A 17947-nucleotide genomic window follows, 5' to 3' on the forward strand; every position below is an offset into this window, starting at 1 on the left:
ATGAATATTCCCGAATTAGTTCAGTCGCAAAAAAACTATTTTGCTACTCAACAAACCAAAGATATTTCTTTTAGAAAAAGTACCTTAAAAAGATTACAAAAAGAACTTGTTGCAAGAGAAAAAGACATCATAAAAGCACTACATGATGACTTTAAAAAACCAGAATACGAAGCAGTAATGACCGAAACTTCTATTGTTTCGGCTGAATTAAAAATGGCCATAAAAAATATACACTCTTGGAGTAAACCTCAACGTGTATTACCGTCGTTACTAAATTTTCCGTCCTCTGCAAAAATTTATAAAGAACCTTACGGAACTGTACTTATCATTGCTCCTTGGAATTACCCGTATCAACTAGCATTCGCACCATTATTAGGTGCTATTGCAGCAGGTAACACTGTAGTATTGAAACCTTCGGAACTGACACCGCATACAAGTAAAATTACCAAAGAAATTATTGAAGCTGTATTTGATAAAAACCATGTAGCTGTGGTTGAAGGTGGTATCGATGTTTCTACAGAATTGCTAGCACAACGTTGGGATTATATTTTCTTTACAGGCAGTGTTCCTGTTGGTAAAATTGTCGCCAAAGCAGCTGCTAATAATTTAACTCCTGTTACCCTAGAACTTGGAGGAAAAAGTCCATGTATTGTTGACGAAACTGCCAATATTAAATTGACTGCAAAACGTTTGGTTTGGGGAAAATTCATTAACGGTGGGCAAACTTGTATTGCTCCTGATTATTTATTGATACACAAATCAGTAAAAGAGCAATTTATACAACAATTTAAAGATGAAATTTTTAGAACTTACGGAAAAACCCCTCAAAACTCTCCAGATTTTCCACGTATTGTTAACACTCGTAATTTTGATCGTTTAGCTTTGATGCTAGAAAATGAAAAGTGTGTGATTGGCGGACAAACTGATAGAGACGATTGCTACATTGCTCCTACATTAATTGACGAACCTAATTTAGATAGTGAAGTCATGAAAGGTGAGATTTTCGGACCTATTTTCCCGCTAATCTCTTACGAAAATGAAGCTGACATTGAAAAAATCACTACTAAATACGACAAACCTCTGGCTTTATATGTGTTTACCAATAGAAATTCATTTGCTAAAAAGATGATTCAACGTTATTCATTTGGAGGCGGAACCATAAATGATACCACTGTTCATTTTGCCAATCACAGACTGCCTTTTGGTGGTGTAGGTGAAAGTGGTATAGGTGCTTATCATGGAAAGAAAACTTTTGATACGTTTTCTCATCATAAAGGAGTGGTTTCTCGCGGAACTTGGTTAGATGTTCCTACTCGATATGCTCCATACAAAGGAAAACTACAACAATTAAAAACCTTAATGAAACTGGGATAGTTTTGTTAGATAAAAGACAATCAGACACAAGAATCAAGACACCATAATAAATGACTGAAAAAACAGTATCAGAAGCAGTTAACTATCGTCGTTCAGTAAGAGTATATGACCCTAAAAAACCGATAGACACTGCTGTTGTAAAAAAATGTTTAGAGCAAGCTATTTTAGCTCCTACCAGTAGCAACATGCAACTGTGGGAGTTTTATCATATCACTGATAAAGAAATTATAAAAAAAATGGCTCCATTATGCTTTAATCAAAATGCAGCTAAAACTGCTCAGCAACTAGTGGTTTTTGTGACTCGTAAAGATTTGTGGTGTAAAAGAGCCAAAGCTAACTTAGCCTTTATGGATGAAGTTTTTGGTAAAAACAATCCGAAATCTGAACAACGAAGTAGAGAAAAAGTAGCGCGTAACTACTACGGAAAATTAATTCCGTTTACCTACTTTGACATCTTCGGAATTGTTGGTTATCTTAAATACTTAATGATTCTTGTTGTTGGACTTTTCCGACCTATTTACCGTGAAGTTCGCAATAGTGATATGCGCATTGTAGCTCACAAAACTTGCGGATTAGCAGCACAAACATTCATGCTCTCAATGGCCGCTGAAGGTTACGACACCTGCCCTATGGAAGGCTCTGATACTTGGCGTGTAAAGCGTTTGCTAGAACTACCTTTTGGTGCAGAAATTAATATGATTGTTTCTTGTGGTATTCGTAAACCAGAAGGTGTATATGGAGAACGTTTTAGAATTCCTTTTGAGGAGGTTTATAAAGAGGTTTAACCCAGAAATAAACCAATTTCTCATTATTTTATGAGTGTTATAACAAATTTTAATATCCTCTTCTATTAAATCAACCACCTTCAAGAAGAAATTAGCTTAACGATTTATTACGAAAAAATTAAAAAGCTATACGTTTTTAGCTTAATAACTTTTCAAAAACAAAGTTTTAAATCTTACCTGTTACAGAAAGTAATTTTTATTATATTAGTTTCCTATTAAATTCAAAAAAAATTAAAAAGCTGTAAAAATTGACTATAACTAACTATGATATTTCTTTGTTCCCAAGATAATTTATTCTAATTAAAAGTTAGTTCGTTTATTTTTTCATATCTATTGAAATAAAAAACAGACATAGACCTTGAGTGTCTTTAAATGTTCAAGGAATGTATAAAAATTTAAATTATTTTGAAAATGAAAAAATCAATTTTAACCTTAGGTAAAGTGTTAAACAAAACTGATCAAAAACAAATAAAAGGAGGATTAACTTACCCACGCCACTATGATGAATATTGTGACAATCTAAATGAAACTCAATATGACCCTTCTTGCGGCTGTTCTTTTAATAGTCAATGCGCCAATATGGCTGTACCTGCCAGTGATGGTTACGGATATGTTTTAAGATCAGGAACATGCTCTAATGGAACATGTGTTGCTTAACAAGATTCTTATATTATAAAAAAGGAAAAGAGGCTTAAGCCTCTTTTCCTTTTTTTTAATAATATTTTCTTATTTATAATCTACACATATCTTCTTTTTTCTTCACATGCTTCTACTATCATACCGTCACGAACAAAATGCTCGCGCTAGCGGGGTGAAAGTTTTAGAATTCCTTTTGAGGAGGTTTATAGAGAGGTTTAATCAGTTATAAACTACTCATACTTATTTTTTAAATAGTTTAAAAACTCTTTCCAAACTTTCAACTTAGAAAAAGAACCTATAAGTCTTAAATTTGTTTTTCTATCATTTTCTTTCCTAAAGACAATTTCCCCTCCACTATGAAAACTATAAATAAAGTTTGGTTCACCAACTGACAAGCCATCTCTTTTTATCTTCTGCTTTTCATTTTCTTGACTAAAAAGAATTAAACACTTTAATAATTTTTCCCAAAAAACTTCTTTTATTGTTGTATCTTTTTCTACAGAAACTTTACTAAGAGCGTCAGTCAAATCTCTATAATCTCCATTAAACAAACTAACAAGGTCATTAATAATGCCATCTAAACTCCTCCCTGTATTAAAATCTTTTATTGATAATTTATTTATTTGCCTAAAATTTAACTGTTTATTGTTAAACAACAATACAAGCAAATTTACTTTTAACTCTATAAACTCAAAAACTGAAGACTCCCGCACATGATAATCTTTTTCTAATAAAATTTTTAAAGTATCATAAAAAGTTAAAAAATAAATCTCATTTGAATAAAATTTATTTATATACCCCTCAAAATCAGAATTTTTCCCATATTTATGATGATATATACTTTTTATGTTATAGTAATCAGCAACAATAATAACTTTATCTATTCCAAACTTATTAATTGAATATTCAGAATTATCAAAATTAGCCGAGAAAATATTTAGAAGTCTAAAGATATGTTCTGGTTCAATCCTGTCTAAATCATCTAATATTAAGACATTTTTCTTTTCCCTGTCCTCACCTTTTATCTCATTTAACTTATTATCAATATAAGTAGTAATAATATCATGTTCAAAAATACTTCCTTTCGTATTTTCTATACGACTAATAAAACTATTCACTTCGGGAGTTTTAAATTCCTTTTGATACAACTCCAGAATTTCCTTTTCAACTTTATCAAAAGCTTGTATTATTTCTTTTAAAGGCTTTCCTATTTCTGGAATTTTTTCGATAAAACTTAACAAGACAGCTTCAACATTCTTTTTTAAAATACCTCCTACTTCTTCTTTACAATTTATACTTGTTTCCTCCTTAACGTCATCTTTCTTTAATATTTCAAACAACAAGTCGTATTTGATTAATTCAAATACATCTTCATTTTTGTTTACTGCGTAATGAACAGGATATAAATGAAAAAAGTTATATTTTTTTTCTTCATTTCTTACTGACTCTATAAAGTCTTTTAAAAAAGTAGTTTTCCCAAAACCGAAAGGAGCTGATAAAAAAATAAAATCAGAATTATTTATATGCTCTTCAAAGTCGAAAAAAGAATTCGTCTGTAATTTATAGCCTTTTCCTCTTGTCATATTATTTTTTAAAATTAATTTTTCTTTTTATCTAGTCTTAGATTACTCCCTCTGGTCGAAATGACATATTTAATTTATTACTGTTTCGGTAAAAACACCAACTTATTTGCGCTCTTCTTTATAGCTGTCTCATTAAGGCTCATTTTTACAAACTCACCATCTACATATTTTTGTGCTTGGTCTTTGTAATATGGACTAAACACATTTCCTGATTGTCCTGTAGGTAAAATCGCAATGCTATTCTCTACATCTGAAAAATCAATGACTCTACGTGTTGATGGTCCACCATGAATTTTATACACACCTGTACTATCCAATTTAAAAATCTGGTTGTTAATCACCTCATTTCCTCCAATAGTTTCAAACGGACCTACATTGAAAAACTTACGCAACAAACCTCCCGCTTTACCAATAGCGTGTTCGTATTCCACTGAAATTACGCGATTCCACGTCCAATTATCTACATTCTCTCCTAATTGATTTTGTAAAAATGTGATGGATTTTTGAAAAGCTATGGTAATTATTTCATTTCTAGTTTCAACTTTATTTATTGTTAAAATATTATCCCACCAAACCGATTGCTCTCTTTTAGCTTGTTGTGCTAATACTTGATCTTGTAATTGCGTATCAATAAACAACTGAAAGCTATCTCCTAACTCATCTTTGTAAGTAGCAGTTAAAAATTCATACAAAAATCGATTATAAATAGTCGGAGCTACGTTGGTTTTTAAATACTCTCCATCCCACTTTTCTAACACTGAATATGCTTTTTTAGCTGAAGGAGATAGTGACGACTTATCTACACTTGCTAACAATTCTCTCCCAATTTCTGGAACTACAGGTGAGGTTACATCATAAATCATTTCAGCTACATCCTCTTTCGTAAAATCGTTTTTAGATTCTAATAACTGAACAATTCGTTTTGCTCTATCTTCTGGTTGGTAATATCCCGGATATAACTTACCTCTCACAGAATCAGGTTGATTATTTGCTGAATACACATAATTCCAACTAGGATTTTCCGCTTTCGGATTATCTTTAAAATCTAAATATTCTACAATTTCATCCTTCCCAGAAGTTCCATTTAAGTACGTTTTAGAAGACAAACTATCTCTTAATTGATATAATTTAGCCGATGCAAACCAACCTACATTCCCTTTCTTATCTCCATACATTACATTTAATCCTGGTGCATGAATTTTGGCGGTTCCTGTTTTAAAGTCTTGTAACGAATTTGCATGCGACATTTTATGTGATGCTTCTAATAATTGATTAGGTAGTTGCGTATAAATCCAGTTCATTGCAATTGGTCTTTCATCTGTTACATGCTCTATTAATCCGTTCATAATCGGGCCATGTTTACTAACTTTAACTTGATATGTAGTATCTTTTCCTCCTTTAACCTTTATACGTTTGTCCCATAACTCATATTTCTGGTATCCATTAGGTGTTTTGTACTCCATTGAATTTTCTGGATTGTTTTCTTCTATATAAAAGTTCAAATCGTCATTTGCTAACATTGTTAATCCGTAAGCATACTCTTTATTGTGTCCTAACAACGGAAATGGCATCAAAGCCAGATTAAATCCGTAGATTTCAAAGTCTGGAGTTTTTATATGATTTTGATACCAAACAGATGGTTGAGAAAATGCGATATGTGGATCGTTCGCAAAAATTACCTTACCGTTTTTGGCTTTAGGTGGTGCAATTACCCAAGAGTTACTTCCTATAAAAGGTGCAACTGGCAACTGATCTACAATCTTGCTTACCGCTATAGACATCTCTGCTTTAATTGTACCTTTATTAGTTGTCTTATTCAGTGTTAAATTTTTATCGAAAGAATTCAACAACTCATTTACATAAGACTCACCTAACTTTTCTTTTACTTCAGTTAACAACGGATCAGTTTTATGGGCAATTGCAAAACTAAATGCCATATAACCAAAAACATTATACACATCTTTAATTGTATAATTTTCTTTATCCAATCCTACTAAATAAAATTCTAACGGTGTTGCTCCTTCTTCTATGAACTGATTAACCCCATTTAAATATGCTTCCGTTAATTTATACGTTTCTGAATTTTTATCTAATTCTTGAATCGTTTTTTCAGCAGTTTCTTCAATTCCTAATCCAGAGAAAAATTTATCGACTCTTACCAAATCTTTTCCAAAAACTTCTGCTAATCTTCCAGCTGAAATTCTTCTGATAAGCTCCATTTGCCACAATCTATCTTGTGCATGTACATATCCTAAAGCAGTATAAGCATCTAGTTGATTTTTCGCGTTGATATGCGGCACTCCAACCTCATCATAATACACTGTAACTTTATCTGAAATTGAGTTAAGTTCTAACTCTCCTTTATAAGTTGGATGCAGAGTTTTTGTAAATAGCCAAATTCCAACACTTAATAACACTAAAAGTAGCAGAACAATTTTTAAAGACTTTTTTAATAACTTCATTAGGGATGATTTTCTTCAAAGATAACAGATTTATTTATTGTTCCTCTTTTTGGGTAAATAGTGTAATTTTTACACACTTCTACTCTTTACTTATACACTTTTTACACATAAAGCTATTATCTACCCAAACCTAAAAAAACAATATACTATTAAAAATCAATACGTTAAAGTTTTTAAAGATTTAATTAAAGCCGATGGCATATTTATTTCTATACAATAAACAAATATGTAAATAACTTAAAAACTTAATATCATGAAAAATTTAATTTTAGCAGTAGCGATTTTAGCAGGAGCTTCAACTTATGCAACAGTAAATAACACTCTTACACCTATTACTCCAACTCATACAGTTATAAAGAACGGGTTTCAAGAAATATCTTTAGATAAGTTACCTTCAGCTGTAGTGAATGCTGTAAAAGAGAGTTTCCCTAAAGGTACACTAGGAAAAGCTTTTGTAAACAGTAAAGAACAATACAAGTTAGAAATTTCTTTAGAAAATGGCAACAAAACCGTTTTCGCCGACAAAGACGGAAACTGGTTAGACGCTAAAGAGGTAAAGTAAACACATAAATTTCCCTTGTAGTATTACAACAATTAATAATTATAACTTAAAAACTTAATATCATGAAAAAATTAATCTTAGCAGTAGCAATTTTAACAGGTGTTTCAACTTATGCAACAGTAAATAACACTCTTACACCTATTACTCCAATTCATACAGTTGTAGAGAACGGATTTCAAGAAATATCTTTAGATAAATTACCTTCAGCTGTAGTGAATGCTGTAAAAGAGAGTTTTCCTAAAGGTACACTAGGAAAAGCTTTTGTAAACAGTAAAGAACAATACAAGTTAGAAATTTCTTTAGAAAATGGTAACAAAACCGTTTTCGCCGACAAAGACGGAAACTGGTTAGACGCTAAAGAGGTAAAGTAAACACATAAATTTCCCTTGTAGTATTACAACAATTAATAATTATAACTTAAAAACTTAATATCATGAAAAAATTAATCTTAGCAGTAGCAATTTTAACAGGTGTTTCAACTTACGCAACAGTAAACAACACTCTTACACCTATTACTCCAATTCACACAGTTGTAGCTGATGGATTCCAAGAAATATCTTTAGATAAATTACCAGCAGCGTTGGTTAACTCTATTAAAGAAAGTTTCCCTAAGGCTACCTTAAGTAAAGCTTTTATTAATGAAAAAGAGCAGTACAAACTAGAGGTTAGTGAAGGAAGCACCAAGAAGACTATTTACATTGATAAAGAAGGTAATTTGTTAAATGAAAAAGAAGTAAACAATACTAAAAAGTAATTTTTTTATTTCCCTCCTCAATTTTATTAGCAAAAGAGCGTTTTCATATAAAACGCTCTTTTTATTTTTACAGAGAATTTTTATCTGAACAATTTAGAGCAACCTTTTTTATGAAAAATATCTTATTGGTAGAAGACGATGTTACATTTTCTAACATGTTAAAACATTTTTTAGAACGACACAAATATGTTGTTGAGGTTAGTTATACAATTAAAAATGCCTCTACTCTATTGAAAGAAAATTCATATAATTTGATTTTTACTGATTTACGCCTTCCTGACGGTAATGGTATTGATTTATTAAAGCAAAGTAAAAACACTGATAGCGACATCCCTGTTGTTTTAATGACGAGTTATGCTGAAGTATCAACAGCCGTTCAAGCTATGAAACAAGGTGCTTTTGATTATATTTCTAAACCTTTTAATCCTGATGAAGTTTTAGAAGTAATTAATAATGCTCTGGAAGTTAAAACCGAACAAATTACTGAACCTAAAAAAGAAGATAAAAAAGTTTCTAATTCTCATATCGTTACCGGTATAAGCGCAGCTTCTAAAAGCCTTTATGAACACATCCATTTAGTAGCTCCAACTGACATGTCTGTTCTTATTACAGGTGAAAGTGGCACAGGTAAAGAAGTTGTAGCTAGTACAATTCATACTCAAAGCTTACGTAAAGATAAGCCTTTTATTGCTGTGGATTGCGGAGCTATACCTAAAGAGATTGCCTCAAGTGAATTTTTTGGACATCAAAAAGGATCATTTACAGGAGCTATAAATGATAAAATAGGGCATTTTGAAGCAGCGAATGGAGGTACTCTTTTTTTAGATGAAGTTGGAAACTTAAACTACGAAAGTCAGGTACAACTTTTACGTGCTTTACAAGAAAGAAAGATTAAACCTGTGGGAAGCAGTAAGGAAATTATGGTAGATATTCGTTTAATTACTGCCACTAATGAAGATTTATTATCAGCTGTTGAAAAAGGTAATTTTAGAGAAGATTTATACCATCGTTTAAATGAGTTTTCTATTAAAGTCCCTAATCTAAATGATAGAAAAGACGATTTAATTCTTTATGCCGATTTCTTTTTAGAAAAAGCCAACAAACAACTCAATAAATCAATCGTTGGCTTTTCTCATGAAGTACTAACTTTATTTCAACAATATAACTGGCCAGGGAACTTACGAGAGTTATCTAATGTTATCAAAAGAGCTACACTTTTATCTCAGACAGAAATTATAGAAAAAGAAGTGTTGCCTGAAGAATTAAAAAACACTGAAGATCAATACAGCATCCCTAATGAATTTTCTACCAAGGAAAATGAAAAAAAACTTATTATTAGGGCTTTACATGAGGCTAAAAACAACAAAACTAAAGCTGCAAAGCTTTTAAATATTACTAGAAAGACTTTGTATAATAAACTGAAAGAGCATGAAATAAATTCTTAATTATTCAGCTTATACTGTACCTAAAGAATATAACTTTACGGTAAACTTATTGCCCTCCACTTTTTAAAATTGCATCGTTAATACAGGTAGTATGCCCCATTAAACCTACTTGTTTAAAATGCTTAAAAACCAATTTTCCATTTACATACAGCTCATAAAAACAACCACTTTGGTTCGCTTCTATAAAATATCTATTCATGCTTTTGTATTGTAGGGACTGTATGTTGCTGTATAGTTTGTCTATCGGTCTCATTTCTTTTGTTTGCCCACAAGCTGTAAACACCAACAACATACAAAACAAATAAACACTATATAAAAACGCTTTGTGCATTACCTTATAATTTCTAATTTATTGCTTCCTTTTGGTTTGTGTAGGTAAATATATCTAGAAGATCTAGTTTTTTTTAATTTCCCGTCTCTAATTTTGTTAACTCCAAAAGAAAAAGCAGCTCTACCTGTTCTTTCAATACTTTTTAAAGCTACAATTCTCCCTTTTCCTCCAAAAATCATTTTATATTTATCTAAAGGAACTTTTCTTTTAAAACTAGAATCAAAAATCTGTTTGAAACTTCTAATTCTATCCTTAATACTTTCCTCATTAACATCATTATACGCTTCAGATTTTAAAAATTCTAATTCTCTGTTTTTAACTAAGTCTACCCATTTAGCTTCGTCTTGATTATAAATAACATCTGATAGGTTGTTGTGAAAAGCTACTACTTCTTTTTCTAATTGTTTTTGATCCATTTTAGTTAAATCTTGCGACTCACTCCAACCTGTTACTTCATAAGGAACTTCTGCATAAAACGTAAAGGTATGCTCATAATAAGGTAAACCCTCTATTTTAATATCATTCTTACCTCTTGTACTTGCCTCTGGAATTTTAAATGTTACTACTTTTTCATCGCTGTCTTCTACCTGTACATCGTATTTTTCTATTTTTACTTCTATTCTTGCATTCTTGGTAAACGTGTCAAACCTTTTTACTTTTGTTTGTCCTAAAGGGTATAACTTTACGGTAACTTCTTGTTCTCCACTTTTTAAAATGGCATCGTTAATACAGGTAGTATGTCCCATTAAACCAGTTTGTTCAAAATGTTCAAACACCAATCTTCCATTTACATATAATTCATAAAAACAACCACTTTGGTTCGCTTCTATAAAATATCTATTCATACTTTTGTATTGTAAAGGCTGTATATTGCTGTATAGTTTGTCTATGGGTCTCATTTCTTTTGTTTGCCCACAAGCTGTAAACACCAACAACATACAAAACAAATAAACACTATATAAAAACGCTTTGTGCATTACCTTATAATTTCTAATTTATTGCTTCCTTTTGGTTTGTGTAGGTAGATATAAGCGTAATTTCTAATCTTTCTTTTACGTCCATCATCATAAGTTCTCTCATAACCATAAGAAAAAGCACTGTAGCCATCTTTAGTTAAATTCTTCAAAGCTATAATTTTACCATTTCCTCCAAAAACTATTTTATACTCGTCTAATGGTTCTTTCTTTTTGAACTTAGAATCAAAAACTTGTTTAAATTTCCTTTTCCTATCCTTAATGCTTTTCTCTTTAACATCGCAATATGCTTCAGAAATTAATACTTCTCGTTCTCTGTTTTTAATTAGCTCTACCCATTTAGCTTCATCTTGATTATAAATAACATCAGATAAATTATTATAAAAAGCTACTACTTCTTTTTCTAACTGTTTTTGATTCATTTTAGTTAAATCTTGCGACTCGCTCCAGCCTGTTACTTCATAAGGAACTTCTGCATAAAACGTAAAAGTATGCTCATAATAAGGTAACCCTTTTATACGAATGCTATTATTTTTATCTTCTGTATTAGGAATATTAAACGTAGCTACATGATCATCGTAATTTTCGTATTCTTTACTATTCGGCTTATCCTCCAATGCTTTATCCCATTTAGTTATTTCAATATTTATCTTTGCATTTTTAGTAAAAGTATCAAACCTTTCTACTTCGGTTTGTCCTAAAGGGTATAGCTTTACAGTAACTTCTTGCACTCCACTTTTTAAAATGGCATCGTTAATACAGGTGGCATGCCCCATTAAACCAACTTGTTTAAAAAGATTAAACACCATTCTTCCATTTACATACAACTCATAAAAACAACCTATTTGGTCTGCTTCTATAAAATATTGAGGCATGCTTTTGTGTTGTAAAGGCGGTATGTTGCTGTATAGTTTATCTATGGGTCTCATTTCTTTGGTTTGCCCACAAGCTGTAAGCACCAACAACATACAAAACAAATAAACACTATATAAAAACGCTTTGTGCATTATCTTATAATTTCTAATTTGTTACTTCCTTTGGGTTTGTGTAGGTATATATATTCATAATTTCGTATCTTACTTTTACGCCCATCTCTCGTAACCTCCTCATAACCGTGGGAAAATGCTCCATAACCTCTATCTATTAAACTTTTTAAAGCTACAATTCTACCATTCCCTCCAAAAATCATTTCATACTTATCTAATGGTTCTTTCTTTTTAAACTTAGAATCAAAAATCTGTTTGAAACTTCTAATTCTATCCTTAATACTTTCCTTATTAACATCGTTATACGCTTCAGATTTCAAAAACTCTAACTCTCTTTTTTTAACTAAGCTTACCCATTTAGCTTCGTCTTGATTATAAATAACATCAGATAGGTTGTTATAAAAAGCTACTACTTCTTTTTCTAATTGCTTTTGATTCATTTTAGTTAAATCTTGCGATTCGCTCCAGCCAGTAACTTCGTAAGGAACTTCTGCATAAAACGTAAAAGTATGTTCGTAATAAGGCAATCCCTCTATTTTAATATCGTTCTTACTTCTAGTACTTGCCTCTGGAATTTTAAATGTTACTACTTTTTCATCGCTGTCTTCTACCTGTGTATCGTATTTTTCTATTTTTACTTCTATTCTTGCATTCTTGGTAAACGTGTCAAACCTTTCTACTTCGGTTTGTCCTAAAGGGTATAGCTTTACAGTAACTTCTTGCATCCCACTTTTTAAAATAGCATCGTTAATACAGGTGGTATGCCCCATTAAACCAACTTGTTTAAAAAGCTTAAATACCATCCTACCATTTACATACAACTCATAAAAACAACCACTTTGGTTCGCTTCTATAAAATATCTATTCATGCTTTTGTATTGTAAAGGTTGTATGTTACTGTAAAGTTTGTCTATCGGTCTCATTTCTGTTGCTTGTTTTTTTTCTTTTGTTGTGTTGGTTTGCGCGCAAGCAGTAAACATAACTGCTAACAATGCTGTGATAAGAGGGGTAATTTTATTTGTTTTCATATTCAAATTGTTTTTTTGATTCAAAAAGTTCAAAAATATAGTCTTTGCCTAATGAGGCGTTTGATTTTTTCAATAAGGTAAAAGGCTCTTGTTTGTCACCCTCATTTGAATCATATTGCTTTTTATCCTTTACCTTTAGTTCAAGACTTTGCATATACGTTCCTTTCAATCCCCCAAAATATACCACTTTTTCCATATAAGGCCCTCTACCTTTGGTGTAGCCTATTTTTTGTATAATACCAATACTACTATTTAATCTTAATTCTCCTTTAATATCGACTTCTACTTTAACAGGCTCAAAAAACCAAAGCTTTTTAAACTCTTCCTGGTATTTTAAACGAGCATTTGCCTCAATACTAATATTAATAACTCCGTCTGTTTTAATTATATCACCTTTGCGTAATACCTTATTGTATTCGTTTTCTTGCTTAACGGCATTTTTGTTTAAAGTAAGCTTATTCGTATGAGTGTTGTAGCTTATATTTATATCAGAAACTATCCTACCTTCTGCTTTGGCTATTAATTCAAACTTTCCATTGGTTTTTTCTTCCATGCTTTTTACAAACTCTTTTAAAGGCCCTTTTAAAGAATCGGAATCTATTTTGTATTCAGTATTTAAAGCTAACAAAGGGTCGGCTTTAAAGGTAAAATCAAAAATAGTTGCATACGCTCCTTTTGGTTGCATTTCTTTTCTTAAGGCAGCGTTCATGGTTATTTTAGGGGTTGTTAAAGTAAGGTTGTATTTATCTAAAAACTTATTTACTTTATCTTTTCCTTTGTTAATTCTCTTAGCTACTTTTTGTGCTTTTTTTAATTGTTGTAATCCAGGTGCAAGCTTTCCTCTTGTTAGGTATATCATTAATACATCTATAGCCAAGGTAAGTAATACTACTCTAATTATTTGAAAATGTAAGTAGGCTTTGTAGGGTTGTATTTCGGCATAATTAATGAGTGACCCTACTTGGTTTTCTCCGTCGGGGATATCGTATCTTGCATGAAAACCAAGGTACATATCTGTTTTACTCTCTTTTATAAAATCACGTAGAACTTTTTCTAGCTCTGTTATGGCTGTTTTTGAGTTGTTATTTATAGATAATACGTCAAAAAGAGGTTTTATAAAGTTAAGTGTTTTTTCCAAAGCACTTGCTAAAACAGATATATAAGTGGCGTCTCCTTTTACTAATGGAAGCTCAATGTTATCGTGATATAAAATATCTTTTTTTTCTACATCTAAAGCTAAGTGTGATGCCCAAATTACATCTGGGTGTACGTTAAACCAAATGGTACGTTTGTACCTACAACTATTTACACTTATATAAAACTCAGCTGGGTTTGTATATTGAATCATGTGCATGAAAAGGTACCTCCATAAGAATTTACTTTCACTTGAAGCGTCGTAGGGGTATGCTGCTTTAAATTTTAGTATTTGATCTGTTTTATCTATAGTTTTATGGTAGGGTTGTACTCTTGGTAACGATTTTATATCGGTTAGGGCATTCCATATACCATCATCATCTGCAAAGGTGTATTCTTGTATTTCTTTTAAATTAAATACATTTTCCGTATGCTTATCTTCTTCGTTTAGTTCTGGGCAATTGGCTACATCTGCATTTGTTTGTATAGTAACTTCTCTTATATTGTTTTTATTGCCTAATACTAAACTATAAATTGGAGTTGTTCCCCTATCATCTGTTAATAACGCCCCATCCTTAGATTCTTTTAAAAATGTTTTTGGTTCAAAACCATCGCAAGAAACGGTAAGTTCTGTATAATTACATTCTTGCTCATATAACTGTGTTATTAATGGCGGTTGCCATACTTTTACAATATTAGGGTTGGTTACATAGTCTTTTTCATTTACTGTTGCACTAAAATCGCTTTTGTAATTTACCGTAAGGGTTACTTCACGTTTTATTGTTGGGTAATTATTGGTTATAGCATGTTTAGATACTGGTGTGAAAATAAACACCATTGTGTACTCTTGTAAAGAGTCTTCAGAATCTTTTGCTTCTTTATGATTGGTTTTACCTGCCCAACTTAAATTAACTACATGCTCATCTAAAATTGAAACATTATAATCTAAAGAAGGGTTGTGCTCGTCTTTGGGTATATTTATATCTATTAAAGTGCTATACCCTTTTGTCATAGATTCTTCTCCATAAAACACCTCTTTAGTTAGTTTATAATCTTCACTTAAAACATTATGTAAATGCATGTGTATGTCTAAAACATCGCCATATAGTAGCTCTTGTTCAACTGAGTCGCAATTATCCTTTTTAATAGGGTTGCTACGAACTATTTTTTCTGGCAATGTTCTTCTTTCTACTAAAAGTGACAGTACCTGAGGTTTATCTACCGCTAAAATAAAGGCTCCTTGTTCTTTAAATTCGGGCGTATAATTAATACCTTCTAACCAAATACCTTTACCTAATGTTCTTTGAACATATTTTAAATTACCAAAAAAGACTCCTTCTCTTTTTTCCGTATGGCTTTTGTACGGGTTTGTAGCTAAATATGCTCTTTTAACAAAACCTGTAGTTTTTAGAGTATAAACATGAAAATCAGGATTTAAAACCTCTTCTCCATCATTATTTAGGATATACCTTTTTCCATATTTAGTTCCTTTATTTAACTCATTTAATAGTACATGTAGTTCTTTTTGATTTTTTGGAGCACTTTTAAAAGTTCTGTATTTTCTAGTTTTAAACTTGTTATGTGATTGTGCAATCCAGTATACATTTTCTTTTGTTTCTTTTACATTTTTAGCTTTTAAAACTTTTAAATGGAAATTTACTCCTTTATTAAGAGGTATTTCAAAAACTTTTAAATCTCTATATATTCTCTCGGTAACAACATCTTTATCTTGTTCGTCTACAACAATTATTTTTTTAGCCATAATGCAGATTATTTAATTTCTAATAAATCAGTATCATCAGTGTCTTCTATCGCTTGCTTTGGGTTTGCAAGTGGATTCATTTGACTATGCACTGCTGTATTTGTCTGTGCGGCTTGACTTTCTGATGGCGCTCCTACCTGTCCGTGAAAAGTAAACTCTACACATGGTGCTCCTGCAATGGCACAAATAGCTTTACTTTTTTCTGTTAATATTTTTCCTTGGTTACTTAAAGTTACCTTTTCATAAAAGTCTTGCCACTGTGTTACGTTTGGCATACAAGGTAAATAACTACTTCCAGAGGGTTGTAGTTTACACTGTCCAAAAGTTTTTGCTTTAAAGGGTTGCCCTATATCCATAGTAGAACCTACCATTTTTTGAGAACCACTAGACTCGTTTATATAATGTTTATGTGTACTTACTACTGCAAAGGTGTCGGGTGCAAAACCATGTGCACATTTACACATAGCTCCATTGCAAATTACTGCTACATCACTCATAATAATTTTTTTAAATTTTAAATAGGTTGCTAAACCAATTATCTTTTTTCTGTTTCTTTTGTTTTCCTTCTATAACTTTACCATTTTTATTGCTAAAGCTTATATTGTCCTCTTTTCGTTCTTTAAGCTGAACTATACTACAATTTATTTCACTATCTAACTCCTTGTTATAATACATTTCTATACGTAAAGGCGTAAGACTTTGCTTTTCTACTAAATGATGTAGTAGCAAAGTGTTACCTTTTTCATCTGAGCCTTTAAAAGTTACATCGTGTATATTTTCTACTTTTTTAAGTGTTTGCATCCCCACAAAAAAAGCTTCGGATTGATATGGATGTATAGGTATATTTACCTGATAGTTATCTTGTATTGGTTTATATTGATATGCTACTGGTAAACCATAGAAAAATAGTGCATATAAAAAATCACTTTTTAAACGCTCTGTAAATATACTTTCATTACTTACCGATTTTTTAATTTCAGCAAAATAAGCATCTGTTACTTCACCTGTAAATTCTCTTTGAATATTTGGTAGCTGCTCATTAAAACGTTCTTGTATTTCTTTAAAATTAAAGAGCTTATAGTTGAAGCCAAATTTAGAAATATGTAGCTGTAACGGATATATAAGTGCTGCACAACGTAATGCTAAAACATCTAATATTTCTTTTGGTTCTTCCTTATTAAGAAAGAACTGTTTTCTGTTAATATGAACTATGTAGTCTTTTTGATTATAAGCCTGATAAGCAATATCAAATATATAGTTGATAGTAATTTGTTCTTTTAAAAAAGTACAGGTAACACCATAACTATTCTTAACACCATGATTTACATGATCGTACACACCAAAACTCATACTTTGCTATTTAAAAACAATACCTTCTTTCCCTGTTTCATTTACTAGGGTTTTAGATAAACTGTTTATGTTTTTAGCCTTTATAGAAATATCATTTTTAGTAGAAAGTATAATTTTCCCTTTGGCTATTTTTATAATAGTATTTTTCTCTTCCATGTTTAAAAAAGGTTGCTTTGTTTTCCGCTACTATTATTAATTTTTTGTTCTGCTTGCTTATTTATGTTGCCACTAGCTAAGAGGTCTATTTCTTTTCCTGCTTCTTGTATTATTTGCTCTGCTTCGTTCTTTATTTCTTCATCTGCTATTTGAATTATATTGGTAGCTTTAAGCTTGTGATTTCCTGAAATATTTTCTCTTTTGTCTTTACCAGTGGTAATATTTAAATTTTCTCTTACCACAATGTCTAAATTTTTAGACATAAAAGTCATGTTTTCATTTGCAGAAATAACTATAGAACTTTCATGCGTATTTAACTGTATCATGTTACTGTTCTTATCGGTAATCGTAATACTCTCTTTGCCCGCTGTATCATTTAACTCTACGATGTGACCGCCACGAGTAACAATACTTTTTATAACGTTGTTTTCATCTCCACCTGCTCCATTTTTACCTGTAAACATACTTCCCATTACAAAGGGACGGTTAGGATCATTATGCTCAAAACCTACCATTACTTGGTCTCCTACTTCTGGTATGAAAACAAAACCTCTATTAGTTTTAGTAAGATCACTGCTCCCTGCATCTGGGGTCATTACACGAATAAAATCTGTTTTTGCTC

General features: G+C 31.2%; 18 protein-coding genes. 7 read left to right on the forward strand and 11 right to left on the reverse strand.

The features are described from left to right. The 3 genes from NH341_RS13985 to NH341_RS13995 all read left to right on the forward strand — a co-directional run bounded on the left by NH341_RS13985 (position 1) and on the right by NH341_RS13995 (position 2816). Positions 1 to 1374: an aldehyde dehydrogenase gene (locus NH341_RS13985; RefSeq protein ID WP_047790355.1), complete on the forward strand. Its 1374-nt coding sequence runs from the start codon at positions 1 to 3 to the stop codon at positions 1372 to 1374. A 50-nt stretch (positions 1375 to 1424) separates the two neighbouring features. Further along, complete coding sequence (locus tag NH341_RS13990) at positions 1425 to 2159, forward strand: nitroreductase family protein (RefSeq protein WP_253057269.1); 735 nt, start codon at positions 1425 to 1427, stop codon at positions 2157 to 2159. A 411-nt stretch (positions 2160 to 2570) separates the two neighbouring features. Next, the gene (locus NH341_RS13995) at positions 2571 to 2816 is read left to right on the forward strand and encodes a hypothetical protein (protein ID WP_173360822.1); all 246 of its coding nucleotides are present in this window, start codon (positions 2571 to 2573) and stop codon (positions 2814 to 2816) included. A gap of 212 nt (positions 2817 to 3028) precedes the next feature. Here the strand turns inward: NH341_RS13995 and NH341_RS14000 are convergent, their stop codons facing one another. After that, positions 3029 to 4381 (reverse strand): P-loop NTPase fold protein, encoded by a 1353-nt coding sequence (locus tag NH341_RS14000; RefSeq protein ID WP_253057271.1) that lies wholly within the window; start codon positions 4379 to 4381, stop codon positions 3029 to 3031. 77 nt (positions 4382 to 4458) lie between these two features. After that, positions 4459 to 6843, reverse strand: coding sequence for a penicillin acylase family protein (locus NH341_RS14005; protein ID WP_253057273.1), 2385 nt, complete (start codon positions 6841 to 6843; stop codon positions 4459 to 4461). Between the two features lie 253 nt (positions 6844 to 7096). Here NH341_RS14005 and NH341_RS14010 point away from each other — a divergent pair, with 253 nt between their 5' ends. The 4 genes from NH341_RS14010 to NH341_RS14025 all read left to right on the forward strand — a co-directional run bounded on the left by NH341_RS14010 (position 7097) and on the right by NH341_RS14025 (position 9604). Further along, the gene (locus NH341_RS14010; RefSeq protein WP_253057275.1) at positions 7097 to 7405 is read left to right on the forward strand and encodes a hypothetical protein; all 309 of its coding nucleotides are present in this window, start codon (positions 7097 to 7099) and stop codon (positions 7403 to 7405) included. Positions 7406 to 7467: 62 nt separating this feature from the next. Beyond that, the gene (locus NH341_RS14015; protein ID WP_073184239.1) at positions 7468 to 7776 is read left to right on the forward strand and encodes a hypothetical protein; all 309 of its coding nucleotides are present in this window, start codon (positions 7468 to 7470) and stop codon (positions 7774 to 7776) included. A gap of 62 nt (positions 7777 to 7838) precedes the next feature. Beyond that, the gene (locus tag NH341_RS14020; RefSeq protein WP_047790858.1) at positions 7839 to 8159 is read left to right on the forward strand and encodes a hypothetical protein; all 321 of its coding nucleotides are present in this window, start codon (positions 7839 to 7841) and stop codon (positions 8157 to 8159) included. Positions 8160 to 8269: 110 nt separating this feature from the next. Then, on the forward strand, positions 8270 to 9604 hold the full coding sequence (locus tag NH341_RS14025; protein WP_047790859.1) for a sigma-54 dependent transcriptional regulator: 1335 nt from the start codon (positions 8270 to 8272) through the stop codon (positions 9602 to 9604). A 46-nt stretch (positions 9605 to 9650) separates the two neighbouring features. On the opposite strand, the gene NH341_RS14030 is transcribed toward NH341_RS14025, so the two are convergent. The 9 genes from NH341_RS14030 to NH341_RS14070 all read right to left on the reverse strand — a co-directional run. Continuing rightward, a complete protein-coding gene (locus NH341_RS14030) occupies positions 9651 to 9803 on the reverse strand; it encodes a hypothetical protein (protein WP_253057277.1) in 153 nt (50 codons plus the stop codon). A gap of 131 nt (positions 9804 to 9934) precedes the next feature. After that, positions 9935 to 10912 (reverse strand): hypothetical protein, encoded by a 978-nt coding sequence (locus NH341_RS14035; RefSeq protein ID WP_253057279.1) that lies wholly within the window; start codon positions 10910 to 10912, stop codon positions 9935 to 9937. Next, positions 10912 to 11916, reverse strand: a complete 1005-nt coding sequence (locus NH341_RS14040; RefSeq protein ID WP_253057281.1) for a hypothetical protein — start codon at positions 11914 to 11916, stop codon at positions 10912 to 10914. Before NH341_RS14040 ends, NH341_RS14035 begins: the two co-directional genes overlap by 1 nt. After that, positions 11916 to 12923: a hypothetical protein gene (locus NH341_RS14045; RefSeq protein ID WP_253057283.1), complete on the reverse strand. Its 1008-nt coding sequence runs from the start codon at positions 12921 to 12923 to the stop codon at positions 11916 to 11918. Before NH341_RS14045 ends, NH341_RS14040 begins: the two co-directional genes overlap by 1 nt. After that, positions 12910 to 15819, reverse strand: a complete 2910-nt coding sequence (locus tag NH341_RS14050) for a hypothetical protein (protein WP_253057285.1) — start codon at positions 15817 to 15819, stop codon at positions 12910 to 12912. The genes NH341_RS14045 and NH341_RS14050 overlap by 14 nt, the downstream gene beginning before the upstream one ends. 8 nt (positions 15820 to 15827) lie before the next feature. Continuing rightward, entirely contained in the window at positions 15828 to 16316 is a 489-nt protein-coding gene (locus NH341_RS14055) for a DUF4280 domain-containing protein (RefSeq protein ID WP_253057287.1), read from the reverse strand. A gap of 10 nt (positions 16317 to 16326) precedes the next feature. Continuing rightward, positions 16327 to 17169, reverse strand: a complete 843-nt coding sequence (locus NH341_RS14060) for a hypothetical protein (protein WP_253057289.1) — start codon at positions 17167 to 17169, stop codon at positions 16327 to 16329. 6 nt (positions 17170 to 17175) lie between these two features. Further along, the gene (locus tag NH341_RS14065; RefSeq protein WP_173361212.1) at positions 17176 to 17325 is read right to left on the reverse strand and encodes a hypothetical protein; all 150 of its coding nucleotides are present in this window, start codon (positions 17323 to 17325) and stop codon (positions 17176 to 17178) included. Positions 17326 to 17327: 2 nt separating this feature from the next. Continuing rightward, the coding region (locus NH341_RS14070) for a phage baseplate assembly protein V (RefSeq protein WP_253057291.1) at positions 17328 to 17947 on the reverse strand (620 nt) is incomplete at its 5' end.

This window comes from Tenacibaculum sp. XPcli2-G (assembly GCF_024124505.1).
GTDB lineage: Bacteria > Bacteroidota > Bacteroidia > Flavobacteriales > Flavobacteriaceae > Polaribacter > Polaribacter mesophilus.